The organism is Pseudomonas graminis, assembly GCF_900111735.1.
GTDB lineage: Bacteria > Pseudomonadota > Gammaproteobacteria > Pseudomonadales > Pseudomonadaceae > Aquipseudomonas > Aquipseudomonas graminis.
Genome location: NZ_FOHW01000036.1, coordinates 40860 through 53246 on the forward strand (window position 1 = coordinate 40860; position 12387 = coordinate 53246).

Annotated in this window: 10 protein-coding genes; 1 reads left to right on the forward strand and 9 read right to left on the reverse strand. The window is 59.4% G+C overall.

Annotated features, from left to right (window positions below; translation table 11 throughout):
• Window positions 1–62: 62 nt before the first annotated feature.
• From rfaH to BMY98_RS21680, 8 genes are all read right to left on the reverse strand, one after another.
• A complete protein-coding gene (rfaH, locus tag BMY98_RS21645; protein WP_074892431.1) occupies window positions 63–587 on the reverse strand; it encodes a transcription/translation regulatory transformer protein RfaH in 525 nt (174 codons plus the stop codon).
• Window positions 588–592: 5 nt separating this feature from the next.
• The gene (locus BMY98_RS21650) at window positions 593–1393 is read right to left on the reverse strand and encodes a WbqC family protein (RefSeq protein ID WP_083398858.1); all 801 of its coding nucleotides are present in this window, start codon (window positions 1391–1393) and stop codon (window positions 593–595) included.
• A 27-nt stretch (window positions 1394–1420) separates the two neighbouring features.
• On the reverse strand, window positions 1421–3637 hold the full coding sequence (locus BMY98_RS21655) for a polysaccharide biosynthesis tyrosine autokinase (protein WP_074892432.1): 2217 nt from the start codon (window positions 3635–3637) through the stop codon (window positions 1421–1423).
• The gene (locus BMY98_RS21660) at window positions 3638–4090 is read right to left on the reverse strand and encodes a low molecular weight protein-tyrosine-phosphatase (RefSeq protein ID WP_074892433.1); all 453 of its coding nucleotides are present in this window, start codon (window positions 4088–4090) and stop codon (window positions 3638–3640) included.
• Window positions 4080–5009: a glycosyltransferase family 2 protein gene (locus tag BMY98_RS21665; RefSeq protein ID WP_074892434.1), complete on the reverse strand. Its 930-nt coding sequence runs from the start codon at window positions 5007–5009 to the stop codon at window positions 4080–4082. Before BMY98_RS21665 ends, BMY98_RS21660 begins: the two co-directional genes overlap by 11 nt.
• A 17-nt stretch (window positions 5010–5026) precedes the next feature.
• On the reverse strand, window positions 5027–6541 hold the full coding sequence (locus tag BMY98_RS21670) for a lipopolysaccharide biosynthesis protein (protein ID WP_074892435.1): 1515 nt from the start codon (window positions 6539–6541) through the stop codon (window positions 5027–5029).
• Window positions 6542–6582: 41 nt separating this feature from the next.
• Window positions 6583–7704, reverse strand: a complete 1122-nt coding sequence (locus BMY98_RS21675; RefSeq protein WP_074892436.1) for a DegT/DnrJ/EryC1/StrS family aminotransferase — start codon at window positions 7702–7704, stop codon at window positions 6583–6585.
• A gap of 91 nt (window positions 7705–7795) precedes the next feature.
• Window positions 7796–8581 (reverse strand): hypothetical protein, encoded by a 786-nt coding sequence (locus tag BMY98_RS21680; protein WP_083398859.1) that lies wholly within the window; start codon window positions 8579–8581, stop codon window positions 7796–7798.
• A gap of 910 nt (window positions 8582–9491) precedes the next feature.
• On the opposite strand from BMY98_RS21680, the gene BMY98_RS21685 reads away from it, so the two are divergent.
• Window positions 9492–11300 (forward strand): aminopeptidase P family protein, encoded by a 1809-nt coding sequence (locus BMY98_RS21685; protein WP_074892438.1) that lies wholly within the window; start codon window positions 9492–9494, stop codon window positions 11298–11300.
• A 146-nt stretch (window positions 11301–11446) separates the two neighbouring features.
• Here BMY98_RS21685 and BMY98_RS21690 read toward each other — a convergent pair whose 3' ends face one another.
• Window positions 11447–11737, reverse strand: coding sequence for a hypothetical protein (locus BMY98_RS21690; protein WP_065986263.1), 291 nt, complete (start codon window positions 11735–11737; stop codon window positions 11447–11449).
• Window positions 11738–12387 lie beyond the last annotated feature (650 nt).

Sequence of the window (12387 nt, forward strand, 5' to 3'; positions counted from 1 at the left end):
CCCGTGGGAGTCAGGATGTGTGGGTCAGAGGTGCAAGAAGTTGAAAGACAGTAAGGCTCGGTTCAAGCCTGCGCTTGCATACGCGACAGGCTGCTGACCGGCAGGGTGACCTTCTGCTCCCGTTGCAGCAGATTGAGCAGAATCACCGCACGTTCATCACCGTCTGCGGCGAGGAAGATCGCCTCGACGTCGTTGAAGCCCTCGGCTGTGATCCGTACCGTTTCACCTTCTTGAAAGGCGACCCTGGCCGGCGGCGCCAGCAAACGCTGGCGGATCTGCTCGATCAACTCATCCTGCACCGGTACTGGCATGCCGCCGAAGGTGACGATGCGTGCCACGCCCCGGGTCGAGCGGATCGGGTACCAGTTGTCGCTGGCCTGATCCATGTGAATGAACAGGTAGCCGGGGAACAGCTCTTCTTCGGCCGGAGCCCGTGAGCCGCGTTTTTTCTCGCCGTGCTTGACCGGGCGGTAGCACTCGAACTGCTGACGTTGCAGATGCTCTGCCGCACGTGCCTCCTGGCGGGGTTTGGTCTGGATCAGGTACCAGCGCGCGGAGCCACAGGCGCTATTGACGACTTCAGACATACACTTCACTCCACTGCGATCCGGTGCGACCCGGTCAGGACAACGTCAGGTTTTTGTGCCGGTCCCTGCATCATGCGGGGCTCGGCGCGGGTTGGATTTTTGTCCAGCCCGTATTCGGTCAACATCTGCTGCACCTGCTCGACGCAGTTGAACATCAGCACATCGATGATCGACAGGTTGGCGACGAAAGGGTGCCGAAACTGCCGATACTCCACCGGGTTCATCCGGAAGAACCGCACCAGCAAGCCGTTGCGGGCGAAGTGATCACGGTCGTAGAGCACCGATCCGCCTTCGGGGGTGATGAACGTGGTCGCTTCAAAGGTGTGAGCGATGCGGATGATGCGCTCCTGCTTGTCCGCAGCGCTACCCAGTATAAGGTCCGAGCTGCGCAGGATCGGCGTCACGATGTGTAAATAAGCACACATTTCTCGTATTGCGTGTTCGGCATACAGCGCGATGTTCTGCTGCGGGAAACGGATCAACCGTTCCAGCAGCGGCATGACCTGCGCGAAGTAGGGCGCCTCTCGATAATTCTCGGCGAGCAGATCGATCAGCCGCAGTCCTTCATCGCTGAAATGGTCGCACAGTTGGCGCTGATTGATCTGTAACTGAAAGCGGTCTTTCTTCAACGGAAAGGTGATCAGCTTCGCCTCGCCGTTGTGCAGGATGCGGTTGCGATTCACCCAGCCGGACCGCACATACTGCAGATCATCTCCCAGGACGAAGATGTCTGCAGCGGCAATGAGCTGAAAGTAACCCAGGTAGGGGAACATATACGGCTGCATCACTGCGAGGGTCCTGGCCATGTGTATCTCCTTGGCGTGCGTGTCGATTTACTTGCGGACCGTGGTGTAGTCGTAGCCGTACGCGGCGCAGTCGTAGTCGGCGGTCGACGCCTTGCGCAGGACACCGTTGAAGATCGCACCCTTGATCAGAATGCCGTTGTGCATCAGGCGGCGTTTGCACGCTTCGATTTCCTTGGCGGTGCTCAGACCAAAGCGGGTCACCAGCAGGCATGTACCCGACTGGCGGCCGACCAGCGTGGCATCGGTGACGGCCAGGATCGGCGGGGTGTCGATGATCACCAGGTCATACAGCGGCGACAGCTCGCTGATCATTTTGTTGAAGTTGTCGTGCATCAACAGCTCGGACGGGTTTGGCGCCGCATAACCGCAGGAGATGAAATCCAGGTTGCGCACTTCGGTGTGGTTGATGACTTCCTTGCTGCCCAGACGCGCGGCGAGGGTGTCCGACAAACCGTGCTTGGGCGTCAGGTTGAACATCTTGTGCAGGTAGCCTTTGCGCATGTCGGCGTCGATCAGCAACACGCGTTTGCCGGTCTGCGCAATGATCACCGCCAGGTTGCTGGAGACGAACGACTTGCCCACGCCCGGCGTCGGGCTGGAAATCATCAACACGTTGTTGCGGGCTTCGAGCATGGCGAAGTGCAGGCTGGTGCGCAGGCTGCGCAACGCTTCGATCGCCAGTTCCGTCGGGGCGCTGACGCTCAGCAGGCGCGGCTCCTTGCTCGCCGAACGGCTCTGGGCGGCCTTTTCCAGGCGCTCCTGCAGTCGCGAATACGGCAGCGACGCGTACACCGGCATGCCGAGGTTTTCGATGACTTCCGGGTTGTCCACGCCACGATAGAACGCCTGACGCACAAACACGGTGGCAACGGCCAGCAACAGACCGATCAGCGCGGCGACCAGCACGATGATTTTGCGCATCGGCTTGACCGGCTCTTCGACGTTGGCGTCGGCGTTGTCGATGATGCGGACGTTGCCGATGCTGCCGGCGCGCAGAATGTCCTGCTCCTGGCTCTTGTCCAGCAACAGGGTGTAAGTCTGCGAGGTGACCTGCATGTCACGGTTCAGACGCAGCAACTCTTGTTGCGTGGCCGGCAGGGCCTCGATCTTCTTCAGCAGCGCGGCTTTCTGGGATTCGACCTGGCCGATCTGAGTCATCAAGGCGCGGTAGTTCGGGTGCTCCGGCGTGTACAGACGTTCGACGTCGACGCGCTTCATTTTCAAGTCCGACAGGGTGCCTTCCAGCTTGACCACCTGATCCAGAACCGACTTGGTTTCAACGCTCAGGTCAACCGACTTGGCGCCCATCTGGAAGTTGTTCAGCGCGATTTCCGACTGTTCCAGCTGCTTGCGCACGGCCGGCAATTGCGAACGCAGGAACTCCAGACGCTGGGCGGCTTCGGCCGAACTGCGCTCGACGTTCTGACGCACGTACAGGCGGCTGACTTCGTTGAGGATGCGCTTGGCCAGTGCCGGGTCCGGGTCCTGGATCGACAGGTAGACGATCCCGGAATCCTTGCCCGCTTCCATGATTTTCAGACGGTCCTGAAAATCCAGTGCGGTGGTCAGGGTGCGTTGACGCGCCACGGTGAACTCGGTGCCTGGACGTGCGTTGAGCGCAGCCACCTGGATTTTGATGCCGCTGCCTTCGACGGTCTGGCCGACCGGGCCGCTGAGCAGCTTGTTACGGTCTTCGTCGTACAGGGTGAAGGTGCCAGGCTTGCCGGCCACCATGATCATTTTTTCGCCCAGCAGTGCGTCCGGCACCTCCAGCTGGAAGATGTCGATTTTCTCACCGCCCCAGGCGTAGCTGTTCAGGCCGAACATCGGGTCGGCCAGCGCGCCTTCACGTTCCGGCTTGAACCGACGCGCCATGTAGCTGCCCAGCCCCGGGATGTATTTGGGCTTCTGCACGATGTACAGCTTGAGGTCGTCGACGACCTTGCCCAGCACCGCGCGGGATTTGATCAGCTCGATTTCGGTGGTCGCCTGGGAAACCGACAGCGGCTTGTTGGAGACTTCGGTGCGGCCCTCGATGCCCACTTTCCGCGGCTCGATTTGAATCATCGCGTTGGCCTGGAAGATCGGTGTGGCCAGAATGGCGTAGGTGGCGCCGAGCAGGACGCAGATGCCGACAATCGACGCAATCAATCCTTTGTGATCGAAAAGTGTGCGCAAGATAGTCGCCAAATCGATCCGGGAGTCCTGGACCTCGTCCAGAGAAGTACGGTTCATAGCGGTCATTTATCTTGGATCTCCTGACTGAAGATAAGGAAGCCAGTCGTCGACACAACGCGAAAGCTGCTCGTAGGTCTGTTCAAAGGCTAGTTTCGGGCGCCGGTAGGGATCGGCGATTTCCAGCGCTTGTTGCCATTTGCCAATCAGAAACGTCTTGCCGCGTACCTCGGGGGCCAGCTTGAGGACGCTGTGGGTCTGACGATGCTCCATGACCAGAATCAGCTCTGCTTCATGGAGCATCTGCCGATCGATCTGACGGCTTCGATGTCTGTGGGCGGGGACGCCGTTGACGTGCAGCACGGCCTCGGCCAGCGGGTCGATGGTGGAACTGAGCATGGCGTGGGTTCCGGCCGACGAGATCTGGACGCAAGCGTTGGGCACGCGTTGTCGGAACATGGCTTCGGCCATGGGGCTGCGACAGATATTGCCGACGCAGACCACCAGTACGTTACTGAACATGACCTTTGCTGAGGGTCGTCATCAGTCTCTTGCTGATGTTTGCGGTGAAGTTCTGGCCAACGGCCAGGAGGGTCTGCATCTTGCGTTTCGGGGTAATCGCCGACAGCGAATACTCGACCAGCTCCATCAGGAAATGCTCATACAGCTCCTGATTACCGAGCCGGTTGTAGTAGTTGGCCAGGGCGCCCGATGTCTGCAGCGCCATGTGCAATTTGCGTTTGTTGGAGCGCATGGAAAACACGCCGCCGGGGTGCAACCGGTACATGGCAGGCTTGACCTCACCCATGAATTTGCCCTTGCCGTAGGCACCGAGCAGCGACCACCAGACCAGGTCGTTGAGCGGCGCGGCGCGCAGTTCGGGGGGCAACGACTCGAACACGTTGCGGAACACCGTGGTCAGCGTCGACACCGGACGCGCCTTCTGCAGCTCCAGCGCCGTGGCATCCCCGCGTAGCTTGCCTTGCAGCTGGATCGGGTACTGGCCGCTGATGTCGAAGGGGATGGCATCGTGGTAGGTCAGCACGTAATCCGGGTTGTTCTCGAGAAAATCTACCTGGATCTGAAGCTTGCGCGGGTCAGTCCAGTAATCATCGCCTTCGCAGTAGGCGATGTAGCGGCCGCGCGCTTCGCCGAACAGACGCGGCACCGGCGGGTTGTTCTGCGAGTACTGATTCGTCTCGTGGTAGAAAGGGCGGATCAGCGCCGGGAAGCGTTTGACGTAATCGGCAATGATGCGGGCGGTGCCGTCCGTGGAAGCATCGTCGTTCACCAGGATTTCAAAGGTGAACGTGGTTTGCTGGAGCAGGAAGCCATCCAGCGTCTGCGCGATGTAGGCCTCCTGGTTGTAGGCTGGACAGACAATGCTGACCAGGGGTGCGGCGGACGGCGAGGTGCTCGTCTTATTGCTATTAGCATCCATGGCTTGGGTACTCGGAGTTAAACGCTGGGTTTGCTGAACAGAACGGAAATCTTCATCACCAGCGGCTTGTAGCTGGCGGCCACAATCAGCAGTGTGAGCAGGCCGCAGACGGCCAGACCCAGGAAGATGCTGAGGCGGTTTTCATTGGCGATCAGGCGCAGCAACGGCTCGGTGATCGCCAGGCCCACGCCGGTCATCACGCTGATGCGGATGATGTCGCGCAGCCATTGGCTGTGAATGCCCGGCGCCAGGCGTTGGTGCACGATGCCCGGCCAGATGGCGAAGGACACCACGCGCAACACGAACCAGGCGATCGCCGCGCCGTAAGCGCCATAGCAGCGAATCGCCAAAAACATCACCGGTACCGTGATCAGCGCCGAAACAAGGCTGTACCAGACATGCAGGTGCATGCGCCCATAGGCGTATTGCAGATAAAACTGGAACGCGCTGACGGCCATGATGGCGCTGCCCAGCGAGTACCACGGCAGAATCGTGCGGCTCCAGTCGGCGGCAGGGCGATCGCCCGACCAGGCAAACACCATCTCGTCGGCGTGCAGCGCGATCAGCGCGGCGAGGGGAAACAGGAACGTGCAGACAAACCGGTTGGCCGCCAGATACAGCTGATGCATGTCATCCCGACGCCCTTCGGCCATCAACACGGTGAGGCGCGGCAGTAACGTCTGCGCCAGCGGGTTGGAGAGCATCATGATTCCGGTGGTGATCAGCGCCACCAGCGAGAAGTAGCCGTATTCATTGAGCGGCAGCAGTTCGGAGAGCAGCACTTTGTCGATCTGGGTCAGTACGATCCACAGCACCGCGGTGCCGGACATGCTCGCCGCGAACGGGATGATCGGCTTGACCAGATCCCAGTCGAAACCGGTCAGCGGCGACGGTGTCGGCATCTGCTGATAGGCACGCGCGGCGAAGATCAACGCTTCGATCAAGCCCACCAGCGCCTGGAATTCGAAGAAGTGCACAGGGTCGTTGGAGATTGTGCTCACCAGCAGCAGGCCACCGAAGTAGCGCAGCGTGGCGATGATCACGTTGGCAATGTTCAGCCATGCGTGCTGTTCAAGGCCTTGAATCCCGCTTTTATAGAGCGTCGAAAACAACCTCAGGGCGATGACGATGCCCATCAGGCCGATGCACTGCACCAGCGTCTCGGTCGACAGCTCCTGGGCATTGAGCCAGTGCACGGCAATCCATTCGCTGCCAAAGTACATCGCCACGCAGCAGAAACCCGCCAGCGGCAGGAAGATGATCTCGAATGAACGCAGCAGGCGACCGGTGTAGCGATCCAGTCCATCGCTGCCCTGACGATGCGCCACCGCCCTGACCAGGCTCGGCGACAACCCGGCGTCCAGCAATTGCAGCCAGGCTTGCAGCACCGAGAAGAACCCGATCAGCCCGTATGCCTCGGCGCCCATGTGGCCGAGGTAGAACGGCATGATCAGGATCCCCACGAGCAGCGTGTAGGCCTGGCCTGCATAGCTCAACGCAGTGTTGCGTATGACTGAGCGCTTGGTTGACATCGAAAGTCCTTCCGGCGAAGCAGATGAATGGTGCGGTGGCGTTACATGACCTGCGCGAGCGACGGCACACGGTACGGCGAGTGGGCGGTGCTGGTTTCGGCGATCACCGTGTTGATGACCCGGTCCTGATCGTCGCGCAGCAGGCCCGGATAAATCGGCAGGCACAGCACGCGCTCGCTCAGTGAACGCGAAGCGGTTTGCGCGGCTTGCGGCTGCAAGTACTCAAGGGTGTCCAGGGACGGGTAGAAGTAGCGGCGCGGGTTGATCCCGTTGGTGTTCAGCCCGGAACGCAAACGCAGCAGTTGTTGTTCGTCGCGCAGGGCAATCGGGTAATAGCTGTGGTTGAGCTGGCTGTTGCTTTCCGGCCGCTGCAGGTCGACGTAATCGCCCAGGCGGGTGGTGTAGCGGTCAGCGATTTCAGCGCGTTGCTGAAGAATGTTCTCGATGTCGTCGAGAATGCACAGGCCCATCGCGGCGGAGAATTCGTTGAGCTTGGCATTGATGCCGATGCCGTCGATCTTGTCGACATCAACGATGCCAAAGTTGCACAGCAGGTTAGCCCGGCGCGCCGTTTCGTCATCGTTGGTGATGATCGCGCCGCCTTCGATGGTGTGAAACAGCTTGGTGGCGTGGAAACTCAGGGTGCTGATGTCACCCCAGTTGAGCACCGACTGGCCGGCGTGACGCACGGCAAAGGCATGGGCGCCGTCGTACACGACTTTCAGATTGCGCCGACGTGCGATTTCTTCGATGCGTTCAACGGCGCACGGGTTACCGAACACGTGAGTGCCGACAATCGCGGTGGTGTCGGAGACGATGCGGCTCTCGATGTGCTCGGGCGAAATGTTCCAGGTCTGCGCGTCGATGTCGGCGAAGATCGGGCGAATGCCTTCCCACTGCAGCGAACTGCTGGTGGCCACGAAGCTGAACGGGGTGGTCACTGCGCTGCCGCTCAGGCCCAGCGCGCGGTAGGCGACTTGCAGGGCGAGGGTGCCGTTGTTGGTGAGGATGACGTGCTTGACGCCCAGGTAGTCTTTCAAACGCTGTTCGAGCTCGCACACCAGCGGGCCGTGGTTGGTCAGCCAGCCGCGGGCGTAAATGCCCTCGACGTAGCCCTTGAACTTGTCGATATCGCCCAGGTAAGTCTTGGTGACGTTGATCATCGAATTCTCCATTTCAGATGCAAGGCTTTTAAAAGGCTTTCTGGGCAGTGACGCGTTAGCGCCGGGCCGTCAACGCCAGGTTCGAGCGAAATCAGTTGGGAGTGGATGCCGGCGGCTGGTTGCCCGCCTTGTTGCTCATCCGCCGCGCGCGACCCTGATTGATTTTCAGGATCAACCGGGTGGCCAGGCTGCCTGCATGGGGGTCGCCAAAGTGGAACAGCGCGGTGGCGCGCTTCACGTCTGGCCGACAGGCCTGGTTGGCGTGCAGGCTGCGATAGCCCCAGAAGAAATAAACGCTGCCTGGCTCCAGGCGCAGCACATACGGCTTGAGCCAGTTGCGTTGCATGCCTTTGATGATCCAGCCGCGGGTGATCTTGTTCTGCAGCAGTGCTTTCTCGATCACGTTGAACAACACCCATGAGCGAACCCGGCGGATGTTCGGAAACAGCATCAGGTCGCCACGTCCTTCGCCTTCACTGGGAATGAACACCGGTATCAGCGCGGTCACCAGGCTGGCGTCGTAATGAAAGCTGTTGGACTCGCGCTTCCCCTGATTGCCCTGCACGCAGCGCAGCACCGGGAAGATTCGGTCACTGGCGGCGTCGCGGCGGGCGGCATGCTTATAGAGGCGACCCAGCAGCGTCTTGAATCGCGGGTCGGACCAGTAGCTCGCCAGCAGGCTTTCGCTCAGTGCCGCTTCACCGTGGTAGGCAAAGTATTCGCCCTGGTGTTTCTGCGCCTGCTCGTCGGTCCAGGCCCGCAACTGCTGCAGGTCCGTGTCAGGCACGGCCGCGTTCAGTTTTGCAAAGCCGTTGGTATCGATTTCGTCAGCCAGTCGCTGAACCAGCTGCTCATCCATGTCGAAAGATAAAGGCATTGCATCAGGCCCTCGTAGAGAGTGAGGAGTGCAGGGAAGGGGGTAAATTGTGTTTCAGGCACGCTACCGCCCGAATCTGCAGATCCTGCCGTTGTACTAATTAGGCGTGCATTCAAACGGTGGCTTCATTCAGCGGCGGCTGACTAAAGCGTTGGGCAAAGCTACCGCCCCACCGAGCACATTCAGTAATTCGAAAAAGCTTTCTTTGAACCAAAAACTGCCCACCGGCGCTGATTTCACACCGTTTGAATCGTCAACTTTATGGGCACTGGCAGATTAATTAAGTCGGAATGCTCTCGGCGCACGACTCTTGGGTCGCGCTGCAAAAACGGGAAAACATTGGACATGCCTATATATCGGCGGAGGCGGAGTTTCTGTCAAATTATTTCGCCATCATTCTGTTAATTTTTTGATAACCCTGTACTCGGCATCGCTAAGTCATTGATTTTATTAGTAGTCAAGAAACCATCACCGTCCTATTCAGGTGTGCGACGCTTTTTAGGCGCTTGTGAAGGCCGCTTCTTTCATGACCAAAAAAGGCGTGGAAGACGTTTTTCCAACGTCAGAAGTTGGACGCGGACGGCGGGTAACGGTTTTATGGCGCTCGATTATTGAATGCGTCATTCAACCGTAATTATGCGCCGGGCTAACTAATCAGATGAGTTTGAATTGCGCAATCAAGGGTTCACGCCACTGTTGCAGTTTTATGGAGAAAACTGTGTCCGGTTATATATAAAAACAACGTGGGTGAGTGCGTGATAGGCCTGAAGATTTCATCAGTGTGCGATGCAATTGCCCGGGCGCGGCATTGCATCTCCGAGATGGGGGCGGCGCTGCGGTTGCTCAGCCTTGATCGCTGCTCCATTATCCGGGTCTGCGATGCAAACAATTCGGGTCACCAGGAGATGCAATGAATACGCAGTCGAAAACCACTGGAGTGGCGACGCAACGCCTTGCGCAGGCGCGCGCCCTAATGAGCCGTGAAGGCATCGACGCGTGGCTTGTGCCGTCGGCCGACCCTCATCTTTCTGAATATCTGCCGGGTTACTGGCAGGGGCGGCAGTGGTTGTCGGGCTTCCACGGCTCAGTCGGCACTTTGATCATCACCCGGGATTTCGCTGGGCTGTGGGCCGACAGCCGTTATTGGGAGCAGGCGAGCAAGGAACTGGCAGGCAGCGGCATCGAGCTGGTCAAGTTGCAGCCGGGTCAGACCGGCCCACTTGAATGGCTCGCCGAGCAAGCCAGGACGGATTCCGTCGTCGCGGTGGATGGCGCGGTATTGGCCGTGGCGTCTTCGCGTACGCTGGCTGCCAATCTGTACGAAAAAGGTGCTCGGCTCCGCACTGACCTCGACCCCTTAACGGAGCTGTGGAACGACCGACCTGCTTTGCCAGCTCAGGCTATTTATGAGCACACGGCACCCCACGCCTCCGAAACCCGCGGCGACAAACTCACTCGACTGCGCACTATGATGGCCGAGCGCGGCGCGGACTGGCATTTCCTCGCCACGCTGGACGACATCGCCTGGCTGTTTAACCTGCGCGGCGCCGATGTGTCCTACAACCCGGTGTTCATCTCCTTCGCCCTGATCGGCCCAAACAGCATCAACCTGTTTGTCGCGTCAGAGAAGGTCGACGCTGCACTGCGCAGCACCCTTGAGCAGGACGGCATCACCCTGCATGAATACACGCGCATCGGCACCGCGCTGCGCAACGTGCCCAAGGATGCGCGACTGCTGGTCGATCCGGCGCGGGTCACCTGCGGCCTGCTGGATTATCTCGACAGTGAAGTCACGCTCATCGAGGGGCTCAACCCGACGACGCTGTTCAAATCACAGAAAAGCGCCGCCGACACCCGGCATATCCGTCAGGCGATGGAACAGGATGGCGCGGCGCTGTGCGAGTTCTTCGCCTGGCTGGATTCTGCGCTTGGCAAAGAGTCCGTCAGCGAACTGACCATCGACGAGAAACTCAGCGAAGCGCGGGCGCGTCGACCGGGCTACGTGTCCCAGAGTTTCGCCACCATCGCCGGCTTCAACGGCAACGGCGCCATGCCTCACTACCGCGCCACCGAAGAAGAGCACGCGCAAATCGAAGGTGACGGCCTGTTGCTGATCGATTCCGGCGGCCAATACCTGGGCGGCACGACCGATATCACCCGCATGGTGCCCGTCGGCACTCCGACGGCCGAGCAGAAGCGCGACTGCACGCGCGTGTTGAAAGGCGTCATCGCGCTGTCCCGGGCGCACTTTCCCCGGGGCATTCTTTCGCCATTGCTTGACTCAATTGCGCGCGCGCCGATCTGGGCCGAGGGCGTCAACTACGGCCACGGCACCGGTCACGGTGTCGGTTATTTCCTGAACGTACACGAAGGCCCGCAGGTGATTGCCTATCAGGCCGCCGCCACGCCGCAAACCGCGATGCAGCCAGGGATGATCACGTCGATCGAGCCCGGCACGTATCGGCCGGGGCAGTGGGGTGTGCGTATTGAAAACCTGGTGATCAATCAGCAAGCGGGCAAGACCGAGTTCGGCGAGTTTCTCAAGTTCGAGACCCTCACGTTGTGTCCGATAGACACGCGCTGCCTGGAGATCAGTTTGCTGACGCAAGAGGAGCGTGAATGGCTCAACGAGTACCACGCTCAGGTCAGACAGCGCCTCACTCCATTAGTGGAGGGCGCCGCGTTGGTGTGGCTGAACGGCCGTACCCAAGCCGTGTGATGTCACTGCCACCGCTGCGCAGGCGGTGGCATCAAGTGCGGGCAGTGCGCCTGGTGTCATCTGTCTATATAGAAGCCTTTGACTATCTATCTATATAGAGGCCTTTGAAGCCCGCGGGCTCACGATACTGGTATGCCGGTAGCCGACTAGGGGTTAGTCGGCTTTTTGCAAACGATGATCATGCTGCGGCTGGTATAGCCGGCCGGATTGAGACCGAGCGGGTAGCCTCCGGTGTCTTCTGCGCCGTCACCGGATTTCGCGATCACCCGGTATTGCTTGGAGACGCAGGAGTTGGTCGCCATGTCGTAGCACTGCTCCCATGAGGACGATAGCCCCGAGCAGTTGATATGAATCCCGCGTTTCCCCATCACCGGTTTCGACGTTGCCGCGCAACCAGCGACAGCCAATGCTGCCAGTGCCATCAAAAAGTACTTCATTCATATCCTTACCCGACCGGCACGTTGCGGTCAGTGACTATCCAGAATTCGCATGCTGCCGCCGACCTTCACGTCCGTGTGGAGCCGGGGCACCATGTTAAGGCGCATGGGCTAAACATCGCTCAATAGTGAGACAAATGCCAGTGACATCGTGTATCACGCCGATGGCTTCGCTGCCGCCTGCTACTCGGATCCGCACGGGGCAGGGGTGCGAGGCTCGCGTTCCGTATAAGAACCCACGAATAGACGTGTGTTAAGCAGCAAAGGCGCCAAATACCAGTGATTGGCAGGTAAGTTGAAATAAGTGCTTGACGCCCCTCTGGATCTGTCTATAATTCGCCCCACTTCCGGCGCAGACGAAACGGAAAACTCCTTGGTAATCAAAGAGTTGGACGAAGTAAGCAGCGAGGAATGCTTCGGTTCAGATGCTTGAATCGACAGCGGTGAAAAAGGCAGTTGACAGCAGGTTGTAACGCTGTAGAATTCGCCTCCCGCTGACGTGAGACGTTAAGTCGAACGAAGCGCAAGTGGTTGAAGTTGATAAGGAAACTTTGAAAACTTCTTAAAATAACCGCTTGACAGAGACAAGAGACGCTGTAGAATGCGCGCCTCGGTTGAGACGAAAGATCTTAGCCACCCGCTCTTTAACA

Excerpts from the sequence above, each read along its gene's own strand:
- rfaH (WP_074892431.1), bottom strand. The coding sequence starts at position 587 with ATGTCTGAAGTCGTCAATAGCGCCTGTGGCTCCGCGCGCTGGTACCTG.
- BMY98_RS21650 (WP_083398858.1), bottom strand. The coding sequence starts at position 1,393 with ATGGCCAGGACCCTCGCAGTGATGCAGCCGTATATGTTCCCCTACCTG.
- BMY98_RS21655 (WP_074892432.1), bottom strand. The coding sequence starts at position 3,637 with ATGACCGCTATGAACCGTACTTCTCTGGACGAGGTCCAGGACTCCCGG.
- BMY98_RS21660 (WP_074892433.1), bottom strand. The coding sequence starts at position 4,090 with ATGTTCAGTAACGTACTGGTGGTCTGCGTCGGCAATATCTGTCGCAGC.
- BMY98_RS21665 (WP_074892434.1), bottom strand. The coding sequence starts at position 5,009 with ATGGATGCTAATAGCAATAAGACGAGCACCTCGCCGTCCGCCGCACCC.
- BMY98_RS21670 (WP_074892435.1), bottom strand. The coding sequence starts at position 6,541 with ATGTCAACCAAGCGCTCAGTCATACGCAACACTGCGTTGAGCTATGCA.
- BMY98_RS21675 (WP_074892436.1), bottom strand. The coding sequence starts at position 7,704 with ATGATCAACGTCACCAAGACTTACCTGGGCGATATCGACAAGTTCAAG.
- BMY98_RS21680 (WP_083398859.1), bottom strand. The coding sequence starts at position 8,581 with ATGCCTTTATCTTTCGACATGGATGAGCAGCTGGTTCAGCGACTGGCT.
- BMY98_RS21685 (WP_074892438.1), top strand. The coding sequence starts at position 9,492 with ATGAATACGCAGTCGAAAACCACTGGAGTGGCGACGCAACGCCTTGCG.
- BMY98_RS21690 (WP_065986263.1), bottom strand. The coding sequence starts at position 11,737 with ATGAAGTACTTTTTGATGGCACTGGCAGCATTGGCTGTCGCTGGTTGC.